A 15,039-nucleotide genomic window follows, 5' to 3' on the forward strand; every position below is an offset into this window, starting at 1 on the left:
CTTCTCCCCTGCACCCTCAATGCCTGGGCATCGGTCGGCCTGGGCGTTTCACCCCGTGGTTTTGCCTCACCGATTCAGGGCTCGCAATGCGCTGGGGTGGAGGCAACCTGGGCGTGTGCAGTAGCGCAGTGATTTCCGCTGCACTGACCGCCTGGCTGAAAAAGTAGCCTTGAATTTCATCGCAGCCGTTTTCATGCAGGAAGGTCAACTGCTCTTCGGTTTCCACCCCTTCGGCAATGACCTTGAGGTTCAGTTTGTGCCCCAGCGAAATCACGGCGGTGGCGATGGCCTTGTCGTTCTCGTTGTCGGGCAGATCGCGCACGAAAGACTGGTCGATCTTGAGTCGCGCAATGGGGAAGGTCTTCAATGCGGCGAGGCTGGAGTAGCCCGTGCCGAAGTCGTCGATCGAGAGACGGATGCCCATGGCCTGCAGTGCCTTCATTTTGCTGATGGCTTGCTGAAGGTCTTGCATGATCAGGCTTTCGGTCAGTTCCAGCTCAAGGTACATCGGGTCCAGGCCGGTTTCCTGCAAGGCGTGCTTGACCCGGTCGATCAGGTCCCGTTCGATGAACTGGCGGGCTGAAATGTTCACCGACATGGTGATCAGCGGCCCGCCGGCATCCTGCCAGGCCTTGTTCTGCCTGCACGCGGCGTGGATCACCCAGTCGCCGATGGGCACGATCAGCCCGGTCTCTTCAGCCTGGGGAATGAACTTGATGGGAGACACCATGCCAAGCTCTGGATGCTGCCAGCGGATCAATGCTTCCACGCCGATGACCTGCCCCGACTGCAAATCCACCTGTGGCTGGTACAAGAGCAGGAACTCGTCATTGTTGAGCGCATTGCGCAGCCCGTCCTGTATGGCGAGCTTGCCCTGGACCTTGTCGTTCATCTCGCTCGTATAGAACTGGAAGCTGTTGCGACCCAGCTCCTTGGCCCGGTACATGGCCGCGTCCGCGTTGCTGAGCAGCGTGTCGGTATCGCCGCCATCGGCAGGGTACGTGGCCAAGCCCATGCTGCAGGTGACGTGGAGCGTGTGGCCGCCGAGGTGAATCGGCCGCAGGATAGCTTCCTGGACTTTGTGCAGGACGGGCGTCACGCCGTCGAGGTCCGAAGGCTGGTCGAACAGGACGATCACGAACTCGTCGCCCCCCAACCGCACGACGGTGTCGGTGCGGCGCACACACTCCAGCAAGCGCTGGGCCACGGTTTTCAGCAGTTCGTCCCCGGCGTTGTGCCCGAGGCTGTCATTGACCAGTTTGAATTTATCCAGGTCCAGGAACACCACCGTCACCAGCCGCTCGTAACGCTGGGCATACAGGATTGCCTGCTTGAGCCGGTCTTCGAGCAATATGCGATTGGGCAGCCCGGTCAGGGCATCATGGTCGCCCATGTAGCGAATGCGTTTTTCGGTCAGTTGGCGTTCTATCGCAATGCCGGCCAGCGGAGTTGCCAGGTCGATCAGTTGCGTCTCGGAGGGGCGTGGGCTGCGGACGGTCTTGGCATACAAGGCAAACGTACCCAAAACCTTTCGCTCATGGGACAGGATCGGCGTCGACCAGCACGCGCGAAGCCCATAGGTCGCGGCGACTGAACGGTACGCCTCCCACAGCGGGTCCTGTTCGATGTCGGTGACGATGACTGGCTCTCGCCGATACGCCGAGGTGCCGCAGGAACCGACGTTCGGACCGATCTCGATCCCGTCGATCAGCTCGCTGTAGGTTTTCGGCAAACTCGGCGCGGACCCGTGCAGCAGGTGCTTGCCCTCCTCATCCAGCAACAGGATCGACACGATCATGCCTTCGAGCTGCGACTCGACCAGGTGCGCCAGGCTGTCGAGGACTTCCGTAAGCTCGGTGCTCCGGGCAATCAGCTCCAAAACATGACCTTGGCCGGCACGGATGATCGCTTCTTGCTCCAGGCGGTTGTTCTGTATCGCCAGGCGTTCGGTGGCGATACTCAACTGGACCGTTCTTTTTTCCAACTGAACCCGGTCTTCCAGGAACTGATTCACCGCGCGCGCCATGTTGCCGATCTCGTCCTTCCCGTGGTCCGCCATCATCACGTGGGTTTTCGCCGTGTGTTCCTGGCGCAACTGCCGGCTGATTTCATTCAAGCGCACGAGTACATGGCGACCCATGAAGACCCGGGTCACGAACCAGGCGAACACCAGGCTGGCGCCCAACATGATCAGCACCCATTGCTGGCTGCGGTTCGAGGCCTCGGCCAGGCGCTGCACGGCTTCGCGATAGTCTTCGTTGTAGGCATTGGATTGCGCACGGGCCAAGGCGACCAGGACGCCGGTCTCATTCTTCAGTTCTTCGTTGAAGCGCTGAATGACGCTGTGCTGGTCGATGAGTGCCTGGCGCTGGGCGAAAAGATCGGGCTTGTCGACGTCAACGTCAGGTAACGGCCCAGCGATGCGTAGCAGGTGCTCATATCGGGTCCGCAGCCGTTGCACGTCGTCACGGTCCACCGCCCCCGGCAGCTCGAAAAGTACCGCCGCCAGTTCCAGGCCGCTCCGGGTCTGGGTCGCGGTCAACCGGTCGATGTGAGCGTCCAGGGCCTGTTCGAAGGCGATCTCGGTTTGCAGCAGGCTTTCTCGCAATTGCGCAACGATGTTGGTGGTATTGCGGAACATCTGGCTGGACTGGTGCATGTCGAGTGTTGCGACGCCGCTATTCGCGGCGGTCAGCTGCTGCACCAATTGATCGAGGGCCTCCAGCTGTTCGACCGTCGCGGCAAAACTGGCTCGCAGGGTGTCAGGGGAACGGGTGGTCAGGAGCTGATCGGTCTGGCGCTCGATCAGCAAGGTGTGCTGCACCATGTCCTGGCCATCTTGCATGCGCACCAGTCGCTCATCGGTCAGTTGCCGGGTGGCGTAGTTCGAGGTGCGCAGCGCGTAGACCGCAGTGGCGCCCCCTGCCAGGATCAGCAGCGCCAATGTCAGAAATGCCAGCGTGAACTGTGCCCGCAGCGATTGAGGCAATAGCTGGCGTCCAAGCCGGGAAAAGATGTCCAACGTCAGGGGTTCCATAGGTGGCGATAGATGTCTCGATAGCCATTGTCAGGGTCGTACTGGAATTTTGTCCCGCCATCGAAAGCGATGTTGTCGGCATTGACCAGGTGAATCGGCGCGACGAAACCACTCACGGGCTGACCGGCAAACAACCGGTTCAACTCGTCCATCGCTTGCCAGCCATGCAGGTTGAGCGGCTCGGCCACGGTCACGGTCTGGTAGGTTTTCGCCTGTATGCGCAAGAAAGCCGACGTGCTGCCATCACCGGCAGACAACAGGCTGATGCCGTCACTGGGTACGGCGGCGCTGGTCAATGAGGCCACCGCGTAATCGAAATAGATGTCGTTGATGGCCAGCGTATGGGTCCAACGCTTGCCGTAGCGTTCAAGCAGCTCCTTGGTGATCACCGGCATCTTCTCGCCACTTTCCGAGATCGCGACATCGCGTACATCCAGCAATGCGCAGTCCTTACAGGCCCGAACGACGTTCTCCATGACCTTGGCTTTCGCCATGGCAATGCTGTACTTGGAGTCGGTCAGGATAACCACGCCAGCGTGCCCCTTCGACTGGGCCACGGCCGCCATGGCCGTGAGGCGCGCCACTTCAAGCGGGTCGGTGGTGACGTTCATAGCCACCGGTGTGCCGTCGATCGGCCCGGGGCGAGCCCCTGCGTGCCAGCCCACCACCGGAACATCCATGTCGGCGAAGCGCTTCAACGACGCATTGTTCTCAAGGGCATCGGAGCCGCACAGAATGAGTCCATCGGGCTTGGCTGCCAGGGCATCGGCAAAGGCTTTGGCACGCCCGGCCGCTGACCCCGCCCCATCGAATATCTTCAGCGTCCAGCCCAACGCGCTGGCGGCCTCTCGAGCACCCTGGGCGACACCGACAATGCCGCCGTTACGCAAATCCTCCGCGACCAGCGCGATGCTCTTGCCCCGCTGGGCGGGTGGGCCGGACTCAGGCCCGCTCCAGCGAACGGCGCCGAGGCTGGCCCGGGAAACGATATCCTGCGCCTGGGTCACCGTGACCGTGGCGCTTTCCACCCCTGCTGCGGCTGGCAGGTCCTGGCCATAGCCGGAAGTTGCCGTGAAAAAACCGGCAACCACCACCGTGGCCATCCTGAACAGCCTGGGGCCAATCGCATGGGCCCGATGACCGCAGGTAAGGCCGGGGCCGGTAGCGCGAGCATGGTCTGGCATGGCGTCTCCTTTTGCCAAGAACGCAGTATTGCAAAAGAATAGTCGGTTCTGCTGGCATCAGGTTTTTCAAGGCTAAAAGGCCGCGCTCGACTTATTTGCGCCCCTCGCAATTGACCATCCAGGCAATCCCGAAACGGTCTTCGAACATGGCAAAGCGCTCCGCCCAGAACGTCTTCGCCAAGGGCATGTGCACGCTGCCACCGGCACTCAAGCCATTGAATAACCGCTCGGCCTCCTCCACGCTGTCGACATTGAGGGACACCGACACGCCCTGCGGCTTGCGGTACGGTTGGCCGGGTGGGCAGTCGGATGCCATCAGGCTGAAATTACCCACGGTCAGGCAGGTGTGCAGGATCAGGTTCGCATCCTTGGGCATGCCGACATCCTCGGGCGCCTCGGCAAAGGACATGGCAAACAGCTCGCCGCCCAGCACCTCCTTGTACAACGCAAAGGCTTCCTTGCAGCGGCCGTCAAAGGTCAGGTAGGGAATGATTCTCATGGTGGGATCTCCTGTCTGCGGTTTCACGATTGACCGGACATCTGCGCACGCAGGCGTTCTTCCTGCTCGCGCAACTCGGGGGTAAAGCTCTCGCCGAACTCCTCGAGTTCGAAGATCTGGCGGATTTCGATTTCACTGTCACTGACCATCGGGTTCGGACAGCGCTTGACCCAGTCGACCGCCTCCTGCAATGACTGGACCTTGAAAATCCAGAAGCCGGCGATCAGCTCCCCGGTCTCTGCGAAAGGCCCGTCGACAACGGTCCGGCTCTTGCCGGAAAACCGCACGCGCACCCCTTCGCGGCTGGGGTGCAGGCCTTCACCGGCGAGCATCACCCCTGCCTTGACCAGTTCTTCGTTGTAGGCACCCATGGCGGCCAACAGTTCCCCGCTGGGCATTTCCCCGGCTTCCGATTCCGGACTGGCTTTGACGATCACCATAAATCGCATGTGCTTATCTCCTGAAGATGGATGGATCAAGCCGTCCGTGTGGCGGCTCTACGGGGTAATCGAATGGTGAAGGGAGAAATCGACAGTCTGACGCGATTTTTTTGAACGGCCGTTGATCGCCCAAGGCTGACTTGCCCCGGACAGAAGGCGAGTTACACGGGGCGGCCTCCCGAAGAGATGCCGCCGACTGCAACTCGCCTAGGTCGACGAGGCTAGCGTATTAGCTGCCGAACGGTGGCGGCATGGGAATATCGCCCAACTGCAGCCCCAACAGCGTCATGTACGCGTAGATATGTTGGTAACCGGATTGGGCCTCATAACTTGTGCATTTGGATTGAAGCGTTCCGCGAAGCCGCAGCTCCATGTCTGCGCTGCCCATGCCCCATTGCGTGTAGTTCAAGTTGTTATTGGTCACCGTGTCGATTCCCAAACAGACCAATTCCTTCATGCCATCATCTATGACGTTGGTGGGTTCATAGAGTGTCAAGGAATAATCCAGCGACGTCGCACACCAGGCCATCGGAACAACATCCAACGTGTTGTATATGCGCAACGCATTACCCGCCATTTGCCTATTGAAATAGGCTGCGAAAAAACCGTCGCCAGCCGTCGGGGCAGCAATCGTTTCGCAAGCAAAATTAAAACCTGCAAGTTTGTCCTTCAGATACAGCGCGACAACCGACATCAGGGCACCGCCAAGGCTATGTCCGACCATTCGAATTGTCGACCCGCTCCGCAGCCGTCCCAGAAAATCGCACAGCGTGCCCTGAACGCCGATCGTGGAAGGCGTACTCAATATCGCGTTTACAGCCGCTGCTGTTCCCGGCGATACATTTGCCGGCACCGCGCAGCCCTTGACGATTGTCTGTAACGGCACCATGGGGAAAATATCCAGATCGTCGAACTGATCCTTAAGGGAATGGCTGAGGGTTCCACTCGTCACCACGACGATATCGTTCTCGCCTTTGCCCCCCATCAGCACCACCGTGATGTGAGCCACGTAATCGCCATCCATCACCAGCGCCGGGCCCCAGGCTACGCCATAGCCGCCGCCTACCTTGGAGGCGTTAAGACGCGTGAGAATGTTGTCTTTGACCTGGCTCGGCCAAGGGTTCTTGATGTCTTGCCAGGACAGCGAATCCTTCGCTGCGTTATTCACTACGAAAGCGTGGGTAAGATTGATTTGCCGTTGCAGCGTTGTGTCTGGAGAAGTCATGACCGTTCCTTGTCTCAAAGAAATTAACGTCCAATGGGACCAACGAAAACTCACAGGGCTGCCGTCGATCCTTCGGGGCCAGCAAGAGCGAGTGTAGTCGTAGTTTTTGGATTGTTCAGGACGCCCGCGACGGCGCATGGCGCGTTCGATCAAAACCCCCGGCACGGATGATCAAGACAAACACCTGCGCCTGGGCTCTTAATAGGGCCATCGAATGCGGCGCCCTGCTAAGGCTCTGCGCGAAAAGTCTTGAGACGAAGGTCAGGCAAGGCGAAAACTGCCGAGCAAGCGCAATGTACTGGAGTACATGAGCATTGCGAGGCTGTTTTCAACGCAGCATGAACGAGTATCAAGGCTTTTCGTACAGAGCCTGAGGCTCTGCGCGACGTCTCCTATCAATTGTTCAGGTTGCGCCATGATCAATATCGAAACGCCCACCTATTACACGGCGACCAAGAAATACAACCTCAGTTTCCCGACGCTGGAACAGGATGTGGAAGCCGACGTGGTGGTGATCGGCGGCGGTTTTTCCGGCATCAACACCGCCCTGGAGCTCGCCGAAAAAGGCATCACCAATATCGTGGTGCTGGAGGCGCGTTACCTGGGCTTCGGCGGCACCGGACGCAATGGCGGACAGATCATGGCCGGCATCGGTCACGACCTGGAAAAAATCAAGAAGGACGTGGGCGAGGACGGTTTGCGCCAGGTGTTCGAGATCAGCGACCTGGGCGCGGACATCATCAAGGACCGCATCGCCAAGTACAACATTGACGCCGACTTCTGCCACGGCTACGGCTACATGGGCTTCAACGCCCGCCAGGAGAAAACCCTGCGTGCCTGGGAAAAGGATTTCAAGTCGATCAACAGCAAGCACGAGATCCGCTTTCTCGGCGGTTCCGAGGTGCAGCAGATCATTGGCTCCAAGGCCTACGGCAGCGCCTTGCTGCACATGGGCGGCGGGCATGTGCATTCGTTGAACCTGTTGCTGGGCGAAGCCACGGCCCTGGCTGGCCACGGCGTGCGGATCTTCGAAAACAGCCCGGCGCTGGAAGTCAGCTATGGCGAACGCATCACCGTGCGTACCGGTCGCGGCTCGGTCAAAGCCAGCAAGCTGTTGTGGGCCTGCGACAGTTTCCTCAACAAGCTGGAGCCGGAACTGCATCGGTCGACCATCAACACCTATGCCTTCCAGATGATGACCGAGCCGTTGTCGGACGAACTGATCCAGCGCATCAGCCCGATTCGCGGCGCCTACAGCGACATCCGCCCGGTGATCGACTACTACCGCGTCACCAACGAGAACCGCCTGTTGTTCGGTGCCGCCACGCCGCTGGTGGAACACATCCCCCAGGACCTCAAGGCCTGGAACCGGCGCTTGATGCTGAAGATCTTCCCCTACCTCAAGGATGTGAAAATCGACTTGGCGTGGGGCGGCCCGATGGCGTGCAGCCCGAACCTGTTCCCACAGATCGGCACCCTGCCCGGTCGCAGCAATGCGTTCTTCGTCCAGGGCTACTCAGGCTTCGGCGTCACCCCCAGCCACATCATCTGCAAGGTGCTGGCCGAAGGCATGAGCGAAGGTTCGGTGCGCTACGACCTGGTCAGTTCCGTCAGGCGGCCGACCATCATCGGCAAAGACGCCATCCGCCCCTTGCTGCTGACCGCCGGCAAGTCCTGGCATCAGCTGTCGGGTTACTGGAACGGCCGCCGCTGACGGGTTCTGGACACACACCCTCTCTGTTTTTTCAATCATCAGGAGTCACTGCCATGCCCCTCATCACCCTCGAAAAAGACATCCAGCTGTCCGAACTGGACGCCTGGGGCTCCGTTGCCGATCTCGGCTCGCAAATCCTTGAAGGCGACGTCAAAGCCTTCGGCAAAATGACTTTCGGCGCGCCCACCGATGCCATCAGCAGCGCCTATTTCGGCACCACCCAGGGCAAGTTCCGGATGGTCTATCCGTTCGCCGAACAGGCCACCGTGGTCACCGGCGAAGTGGTGCTCACCGACGAAACCACCGGCCAGAGCACCCGTTACAAGGCCGGCGACAGCTGGTTCGTGACCAAGGGCACGCCTGTGCTGTGGGAAGTGGTCAGCGACAGTTTCGTCAAGCACTACTTCGCGGTAGCCTGACCGCACCGGGCTGCCGGCCCTGTCGGCGGCCCTCCTGCGAGGTTGCAACCATGAGCGTCATCCCCACCCAGGACATTGCCCGCCATTGCTTGCACGCGTTCACCCAGCTCGTTCCCGTCAGTCGGGCGGCGTTCTATTGCGTCGACCGGCATTTGCAAGCCCATGACTTCAGCCTGCATGGGATGAGCGGCGAGATGCACCGCGACTACCTGGACCACTATCGCCAGTTCGACCCACTGCAGCCGCGCCACTGCGTGTCCAATGACTTGGCCGTGGTTCCGCTGGGCCTGGCAATGACCCGCCAGCCGATGCGGGATAACCGGCGTTACCGCGACTTCCTGCAGCGTTACGGTGTGATGGACGTTGTAGAAATTTTTGCCCATCGAAACGGCCAGCCCCAAGCCGCCATTTCCATGCTGCGCACCGCCGAGCAAGGTGCTTTCACGAGCCAGCAATTGACCCAACTCAGCGCGTTGCAGGCCTTGCTGCAACTGGCCGTGGCCCATTGGCCCGCCCATGAGGACGCCTTGAGCCACTTGACCCCCAAGGAGCGCCAGATTGCCTTGCTGCTGCGCCAGGGCGTCAGCAACAAGCAATTGGCCCGGGAGCTGGATGTCGGCTTGCCGACCATCAAGACCCACCTGATCCACCTGTTCCGCAAGGTTGGCGTGAGCAGTCGTACCGAGCTGGTCAGCGCCTTGTTCCTGTGATCCAGAGCCCTGTGACCCATTGCCCTGTGACCCAGAGCCCCTTCGATCAGCCGCTTCGCTGATCAGCCGCTCCACCTGTCAACCCTCTGGTTGATAGGCCGCCGTTTCCCGGCACCGCATGATCCGAGTGGCTATTTCAACCACCGGAGCCTTGCAATGAGCACATCTTCAGACTGGATCACCGTCGGCGCCCTGGCCGACGGATTCGCCCCCGAAGCCTTCATCCTGCCAAACCTGGCCGACCTGGACGGCAAAACCTTCACCCTTCATTTCGCCAACGGCTGGCAGATAGAACATCGCTTCGAACAGGACACCTTGAGCTGGGACGCCACCGATGGGCACGCCAGCGGCACGGCGACCTACCGGGCCACGTCGGTACGCCCTGGCCTGTACCTGGTGGATTTCCTCAAGCACGAAGGTGCCCGGACGCTCTCGGTCAGTCTGGTGCTCGATACCGTCCAGGCCGCGTTTACCGCCGTGATCGGCCGCATGCCTGAGCCGGAGCAAACCCACGAAGGCCTCTATAGCCGCGCCCTGGCCGGCAAGCCCCTGACGTCGGTGGATGCACAATTGCTGCACGGCAGCCTCGATCGTCCGTGGCAACCCGGCCTGTGTCCTCACGCCCCGACCACTGAGCTGGTGGGCCTGCGCAACCTGTATCGCTACAGCCCGAGCGAAGTCTACGAACACATTTACCTCAATGAGCGGTTCTACGCCTGGCAATGCCTTAAGGGCGTGGAACAAGGCCTGTGCGACACCGACCGCTGCGACACTTACAGGATCGCCGAGGAGCTGTACCTGTTCGTCTGGCGGGAAAAGATCATCCCAACCCTGGGCCTGGTGCTGATCGACCTGCAACAGCACCGCAGCGACGGCAAGATTTTCGGCTATGCCGGTGCAACGTTCGACGCGTTCTCCAATTTCCCGGTCGCCTCCTATTGCCAGGTTCTCAACCGCACGGAGTATCCCCATGGCTGAACTACGCACCGTGGTGATCACAGGCGCGGGCACCGGCATCGGCGCCGCCTGCGCCCGCCTGTATGCCGCCGAAGGCGCCAACCTGGTGCTGATCGGCCGGCGCCGCGAACCCCTGGAAAGCCTCGCCGAAGAAATCGGCGGGCTGGTATTGGTGGGTGATGCGGCGTGTCCGGCGACCTGGGACGGTTTCATCGCACAGATCAGCGAACGCTTTGGCCGGCTCGATGTACTGCTGGCCTGCGCCGGCGGCATGGGGCTGGGCAGCGCCACCGGGACCAGCCCGGCGGCCTGGGACGCGGCCATGCGCAGCAACCTCGACAGCGCCTTTTACAGCGCCCGCGCCTGCCTGCCGCTGTTGCAGGCGCACGGCGGCAGCATCGTCCTGGTCGCTTCCATTGCTTCATTGGCGGCCGGCCCCGAGGTGTGCGGCTATACCACCGCCAAGCATGCATTGCTCGGGCTGAACCGATCCTTGGCACGCGATTACGGCCCGCACGGGGTGCGGGTCAATGCGGTCTGCCCAGGCTGGGTACGCACGCCCATGGCCGATGAGGAAATGCAGGGGCTGATGCAGTTCCACGGCGAAACACTCCAGCAAGCCTATGACCGGGTCTGCGCCGATGTGCCGTTGCGCAGGCCCGCCAGCGCGGAGGAAATCGCCCGCGCCTGCCGCTTCCTCGCCTCGCCTGACGCCTCGATCATCACCGGTACGGCGCTGGTGGCCGACGGGGGATCGAGCATCGTCGACGTGCCGACACTGGCTTTCAGTCGAATGGAGGCCGCCCATGCGTGAGGATCTGGATTTCAGCGGTCAAACCGTGCTGGTCACCGGCGGTGCCCAGGGCATCGGCCGGGCCATTGTCGAAGCGTTTGCCCAGCGTGGCGCCCACGTGGTCATCGCCGACCTGGGCCTGGCGCTGGCCGAGACGCTGGCCCGCGAACTGACCGACGCGGGTTACCCGGTAGACGCCATGGGGGTCGACCTCGCCGACGCGGCGGCGATCCAGGCAATGATGAGCGAGCTGGAGCAACGCCTGGGTCGGCTGGATGTGCTGGTGCACAACGCCGGGTATTTTCCACTGACACCGTTTGCGCAGATTACCCCCTCGATGCTGGAGCGCACGTTGGCAGTGAACCTCTCGGCGCTGTTCTGGCTGACCCAGGCCGCACTGCCGATGTTCCGGCGCCAGGGCCAGGGTTGCGTGCTGGTGACGTCCTCGGTCACCGGCCCGCGGGTCGCCTATCCGGGGTTGAGCCACTATGCCGCGTCCAAGGCCGGGGTCAACGGCTTCATTCGCAACGCGGCGCTGGAGCTGGCGGCGGAGAATGTCCGCGTCAACGGCGTCGAGCCGGGCATGATTGCAACACCAGCCATGGCGAATCTTGGCGACGATGAAGTCAACCAGGACATCGCCCGCCGGGTACCACTGGGTCGACTGGGCAAGCCGAGCGACATCGCCGGCGCCATGCTGTTCCTGGCATCGGACCTGGCCGGCTATGTGACCGGGCAGACCTTGGTGGTCGACGGCGGCTCGACTTTGCCGGAAGTCTGAGCCGGTATGGGGTGAGTCAGCTTGCGGTGACGGTGGATGTCACATCGTCATCGCGAGCTTGCTCGCGATAACGCTCGTCCAACCATCGACGACCTCGCTCAAACCACCCCCTGCCCCACCTGCAAACGGCTGGAACGAAACGCCTTGGGCGACAGCTCGAACTGCTTCTTGAACGACCGGCTGAAGTGAGCCGAATCGGTGAAGCCCCATTTGTAGGCGATCGAAGTAATGGACTCGTCCCGCAAGAACGGGTTGCTCAGGTCATCGGCGCTGCGCTTGAGCCGAGCGCGCTGGATGTAGCGGCAAACGCTGTCGTCCTGCTCTTCAAACAAACGGTACAGGTGGCGCACCGAAATGTTCAGCCGGTTGGCCAGGCTCACCGGGCTCAGGCCGGGTTGGGTCAGGGATTCATCGATGACTTTCTGGACATAGCTGCGCAAGTGGCCGCCTTGCAACGCGCTGCCGTCAGCGGTGGAGCCGCTGCCCTGTTCCAAGGCCGACCCCAACAGCGAAACGAACGCGCTTTGCAAGGCTTCGCCCTCCCCGGCAGCGCCCTCACCGTCCGGGGTGTCCTTGCACAGTTGGTTCATCAACACATGCAACATTCTCCCGCAGGCCTTGCTTGAAGAAATCTTGCCAAACGTGTTCCTTTCCCCGCCCAGTTGCCTGGACACGTCCTGGCGCGACAGCGACAGCACGGCGTGTTCCATCAGGCCGAACGGATTGATTTCAAGGGAACCGACCGAATCCATCAGCAACAGCTCGCCGGGCGCAAGCTGGATGCTCAGGCCGTTCTGGGTAATCCGTGAGAAGCCGCTGCGCTGGCTGACCAGGAAGCAATCCTGATCGTCGTCATGATCCGGGTTGGACACCTGGCGCCTGATGGAGCCGGCGTTGGTGCGCAGGTTGGCGAGGGAAAGGCCGCCGCGGCAGACATTCGACACTTGGCCAATAAACAGCGTGCGATTGAAGGCCAACGCTGTATCGAAATGCCCGCAAGTGGCTCGCAGGTCCCGGTTCCAGGCATCCAGTCCGTCTTGTCCGATCTGTTGCACGCTCATGACGTTCTCCGCAGTGGCTTATTGTTTTTGTCCGGCAATAGTTAACATGTTATCTATATGCACGCAACAAGTACCTGACAGCCAGGACAGCAGCAGGATTGATGCCAGGACAAAGCCACAGAATCAGAAAGTCATGAGTACCTGCTGCAACCCCTTCAAGGTCGCCAGCAACGCGTCACGCTGCTCACCGCTCAGTGCAATGTATCGACGAAAGGCCGGCATCCGGTTCACCACTTCGCTGCCTCCCATGTGTTCCAGCCGCACACACCACTGGCCGTCTTGCAGGTCGATGCACAGGCGCTTGAAGTCCAGCGGCATGAGCGCCTGGTAGAGCGCGACGTCGTTCTCTATCGCCGCCTGTAGCGCGCCAGAAAGCCCGACGTCCCCGCCGTGTTGCCGACAACGAATGCCCGTGCGCCGAACGGCCCCGCTGTGGTGCAGTTCCCAGCGTCCCGTGCCCGCTCTCGACGCAGGCACACGCAGCACGAACTCGGTCATCACCAGGTGCATCAGCCATTGCGACTCGGTGCGCTCGACTATTTCCAACTGCAGGTGGCCGTCGTCGGTAACAACGGTGGCCGCTGCCGGAGCCAGCTTCTCGAAGCGCGCCAACCGCAGATTGCGTCGCAGGTGTTCCAGGGTCGTGCCGGGCCGATAGCCGGCCGGCACGCGAGGGGCACAGAACCACTCAGACAGCTTTTGCCGCAGGGTCGATATACCCGTCGGCAGGTTGCCCTGGCTCATGGGAGAACTCCTTGGCCAACACGTCTTCGACAGACGCTGGCGTGAATGGATTGACCTTCTGCACCACCAGGGTCCAGAACAGGGCGTACGCCGCAGTGCCACCGAGCATCACCGCAAAGGGCACGTAGATGTCGGCAGGGTTCATGCCGGGCGGGGTGATGAACCACATGCCCAACACAATGCCGACGCTGGACAGGACCTGTGGCAACGGGAACAACGGCGAACGATAAGCCCGAGGCAAGTCGGGACGGCGAAGCCGCAGGCTCACGATCGACACGGTCACCAGCAGGTAGGCAAAACTCCAGGCGCATACCGCGGCCAGCACCAGGTGCATGATGTTGTCGGTATTGCCACCGAGCCACAGCGCGTGCAGGCAAGGAATCAGCATCGCCACCAGGATGCACAACAGAGGGGTCTTGAAGCGCGGGTGCAAGTAGGTGAAGACCTTGGGCAACGCGCCGTCCACCGCCATGCCATACAGGATCCGCGGCACCCCGGCCATCAGGGTATTGATGGTCGCCGCCCCGGCAAACAGGAAGCCGATCCCCAGCCACATCGGGCCGATATCCCCCATGACCTGCTCGGCAAACCGCGGGATCGCCATGGGGGTGTCCAGCAGGTGCACACCGGTGGCCGCATCGAGCAGGACGTTTTCCACTTGGCGCTTCATCGCCGCGCCATAAATGAACATGCAACTGGCCACGCCGAACAGGCCCAGCATCATCGCGCGGGGCATTGTCGTGGCCGAGCGGCGCAGGTCCGGCGCCAGAGGCGTGACAAACTCGCAACCGACGAACATGAACATGGCCATGCCCACCAGCGACAACACCGTGACCAGGTCGGTGCCGACCACGGACTCACCGAACCAGCCCTGCAATTGCACCGCTGGCGCCGCGACAAGGCCCAACACACCGAACACCATCAGGGTGGTCCACATTCCAAATGTCAGGATGATCTCAGCCCTGCCAAAGGCACTGACGCCGAACGCGTTCAACACGCCAAACACCACGACAAAGCCCACCCCCAGCAGCCAGGAGCCTCCCGCCGACTCAGCCAGGGTGTTGAGATGTTCGAAGTTCACCAGGGCCATGACCCCGGACAGGATGGTTTCCGCGGTGCCGGCAAAGACATGCACGATCAGATAGGCCGACAGCGTGCCTGTGATCGCGAAGAAACGTCCCATGCCGCAGTTGATGTAGTCATAGACCGAGCCGGTGGTGGGCAGGATCGACGCCGCCTCGGCGAAGGTACTCGCCTGGGCCAGCATCATGACCACGGCGATCAGCATCGCCACGGCAAAGGCGCTGCCACCGATACCGAAGCCCATGGTCGCGGTCAGGATCACCGGGCTTGCCATGATCAGGCCGATGGTACTGGCCAACGCAGTGGGGAAGCCCACCGAACCTCGATTCAAGTGCTCGGTGAGCCTGTCATTGATCGACATGGTGCAAGGTCCTCGAAAGCTAATTTTTAGT

14 protein-coding genes are annotated in these 15,039 nt (G+C 61.4%); 6 read left to right on the forward strand and 8 right to left on the reverse strand.

Annotation, left to right across the window (positions count from 1 at the left end):
* Positions 1–16: 16 nt before the first annotated feature.
* The 5 genes from ACODSJ_RS07410 to ACODSJ_RS07430 all read right to left on the reverse strand — a co-directional run bounded on the left by ACODSJ_RS07410 (position 17) and on the right by ACODSJ_RS07430 (position 6,385).
* Positions 17–3,037 (reverse strand): EAL domain-containing protein, encoded by a 3,021-nt coding sequence (locus ACODSJ_RS07410; protein WP_489101097.1) that lies wholly within the window; start codon positions 3,035–3,037, stop codon positions 17–19.
* A complete protein-coding gene (locus ACODSJ_RS07415) occupies positions 3,025–4,044 on the reverse strand; it encodes a substrate-binding domain-containing protein (RefSeq protein WP_489101160.1) in 1,020 nt (339 codons plus the stop codon). The genes ACODSJ_RS07410 and ACODSJ_RS07415 overlap by 13 nt, the downstream gene beginning before the upstream one ends.
* Positions 4,045–4,312: 268 nt before the next feature.
* Entirely contained in the window at positions 4,313–4,720 is a 408-nt protein-coding gene (locus ACODSJ_RS07420) for a VOC family protein (protein WP_489101098.1), read from the reverse strand.
* Positions 4,721–4,743: 23 nt separating this feature from the next.
* Entirely contained in the window at positions 4,744–5,169 is a 426-nt protein-coding gene (locus ACODSJ_RS07425) for a YciI family protein (RefSeq protein ID WP_489101099.1), read from the reverse strand.
* 220 nt (positions 5,170–5,389) lie between these two features.
* On the reverse strand, positions 5,390–6,385 hold the full coding sequence (locus tag ACODSJ_RS07430) for a lipase family protein (protein ID WP_489101100.1): 996 nt from the start codon (positions 6,383–6,385) through the stop codon (positions 5,390–5,392).
* A 415-nt stretch (positions 6,386–6,800) separates the two neighbouring features.
* Between ACODSJ_RS07430 and ACODSJ_RS07435 the strand changes: the two genes are divergently transcribed.
* The 6 genes from ACODSJ_RS07435 to ACODSJ_RS07460 all read left to right on the forward strand — a co-directional run bounded on the left by ACODSJ_RS07435 (position 6,801) and on the right by ACODSJ_RS07460 (position 11,759).
* Positions 6,801–8,099 (forward strand): NAD(P)/FAD-dependent oxidoreductase, encoded by a 1,299-nt coding sequence (locus ACODSJ_RS07435; RefSeq protein WP_489101101.1) that lies wholly within the window; start codon positions 6,801–6,803, stop codon positions 8,097–8,099.
* A gap of 53 nt (positions 8,100–8,152) precedes the next feature.
* The gene (locus ACODSJ_RS07440) at positions 8,153–8,518 is read left to right on the forward strand and encodes a cupin domain-containing protein (RefSeq protein WP_489101102.1); all 366 of its coding nucleotides are present in this window, start codon (positions 8,153–8,155) and stop codon (positions 8,516–8,518) included.
* A 50-nt stretch (positions 8,519–8,568) separates the two neighbouring features.
* A complete protein-coding gene (locus ACODSJ_RS07445; protein ID WP_489101103.1) occupies positions 8,569–9,228 on the forward strand; it encodes a helix-turn-helix transcriptional regulator in 660 nt (219 codons plus the stop codon).
* A 156-nt stretch (positions 9,229–9,384) separates the two neighbouring features.
* Positions 9,385–10,206 (forward strand): molybdenum cofactor biosynthesis F family protein, encoded by an 822-nt coding sequence (locus ACODSJ_RS07450; protein ID WP_489101104.1) that lies wholly within the window; start codon positions 9,385–9,387, stop codon positions 10,204–10,206.
* The gene (locus tag ACODSJ_RS07455; RefSeq protein ID WP_489101105.1) at positions 10,199–10,999 is read left to right on the forward strand and encodes an SDR family NAD(P)-dependent oxidoreductase; all 801 of its coding nucleotides are present in this window, start codon (positions 10,199–10,201) and stop codon (positions 10,997–10,999) included. The genes ACODSJ_RS07450 and ACODSJ_RS07455 overlap by 8 nt, the downstream gene beginning before the upstream one ends.
* Positions 10,992–11,759 (forward strand): SDR family oxidoreductase, encoded by a 768-nt coding sequence (locus ACODSJ_RS07460; protein WP_489101106.1) that lies wholly within the window; start codon positions 10,992–10,994, stop codon positions 11,757–11,759. The genes ACODSJ_RS07455 and ACODSJ_RS07460 overlap by 8 nt, the downstream gene beginning before the upstream one ends.
* A 98-nt stretch (positions 11,760–11,857) precedes the next feature.
* Here ACODSJ_RS07460 and feaR read toward each other — a convergent pair whose 3' ends face one another.
* The 3 genes from feaR to ACODSJ_RS07475 form a co-directional block, all read right to left on the reverse strand.
* On the reverse strand, positions 11,858–12,820 hold the full coding sequence (gene feaR / locus ACODSJ_RS07465; RefSeq protein WP_489101107.1) for a transcriptional regulator FeaR: 963 nt from the start codon (positions 12,818–12,820) through the stop codon (positions 11,858–11,860).
* Positions 12,821–12,943: 123 nt separating this feature from the next.
* The gene (locus ACODSJ_RS07470) at positions 12,944–13,564 is read right to left on the reverse strand and encodes a DUF3156 family protein (RefSeq protein WP_489101108.1); all 621 of its coding nucleotides are present in this window, start codon (positions 13,562–13,564) and stop codon (positions 12,944–12,946) included.
* Positions 13,509–15,008: an APC family permease gene (locus tag ACODSJ_RS07475; protein WP_489101109.1), complete on the reverse strand. Its 1,500-nt coding sequence runs from the start codon at positions 15,006–15,008 to the stop codon at positions 13,509–13,511. The genes ACODSJ_RS07470 and ACODSJ_RS07475 overlap by 56 nt, the downstream gene beginning before the upstream one ends.
* Positions 15,009–15,039 lie beyond the last annotated feature (31 nt).

It is taken from the genome of Pseudomonas sp. FG6 (assembly GCF_057809015.1).

Coding starts and splice junctions, on each gene's coding strand:
- ACODSJ_RS07410 (WP_489101097.1), bottom strand. CDS start 3,037: ATGGAACCCCTGACGTTGGACATCTTTTCCCGGCTTGGACGCCAGCTA.
- ACODSJ_RS07420 (WP_489101098.1), bottom strand. CDS start 4,720: ATGAGAATCATTCCCTACCTGACCTTTGACGGCCGCTGCAAGGAAGCC.
- ACODSJ_RS07425 (WP_489101099.1), bottom strand. CDS start 5,169: ATGCGATTTATGGTGATCGTCAAAGCCAGTCCGGAATCGGAAGCCGGG.
- ACODSJ_RS07430 (WP_489101100.1), bottom strand. CDS start 6,385: ATGACTTCTCCAGACACAACGCTGCAACGGCAAATCAATCTTACCCAC.
- ACODSJ_RS07435 (WP_489101101.1), top strand. CDS start 6,801: ATGATCAATATCGAAACGCCCACCTATTACACGGCGACCAAGAAATAC.
- ACODSJ_RS07440 (WP_489101102.1), top strand. CDS start 8,153: ATGCCCCTCATCACCCTCGAAAAAGACATCCAGCTGTCCGAACTGGAC.
- ACODSJ_RS07445 (WP_489101103.1), top strand. CDS start 8,569: ATGAGCGTCATCCCCACCCAGGACATTGCCCGCCATTGCTTGCACGCG.
- ACODSJ_RS07450 (WP_489101104.1), top strand. CDS start 9,385: ATGAGCACATCTTCAGACTGGATCACCGTCGGCGCCCTGGCCGACGGA.
- ACODSJ_RS07455 (WP_489101105.1), top strand. CDS start 10,199: ATGGCTGAACTACGCACCGTGGTGATCACAGGCGCGGGCACCGGCATC.
- ACODSJ_RS07460 (WP_489101106.1), top strand. CDS start 10,992: ATGCGTGAGGATCTGGATTTCAGCGGTCAAACCGTGCTGGTCACCGGC.
- feaR (WP_489101107.1), bottom strand. CDS start 12,820: ATGAGCGTGCAACAGATCGGACAAGACGGACTGGATGCCTGGAACCGG.
- ACODSJ_RS07470 (WP_489101108.1), bottom strand. CDS start 13,564: ATGAGCCAGGGCAACCTGCCGACGGGTATATCGACCCTGCGGCAAAAG.
- ACODSJ_RS07475 (WP_489101109.1), bottom strand. CDS start 15,008: ATGTCGATCAATGACAGGCTCACCGAGCACTTGAATCGAGGTTCGGTG.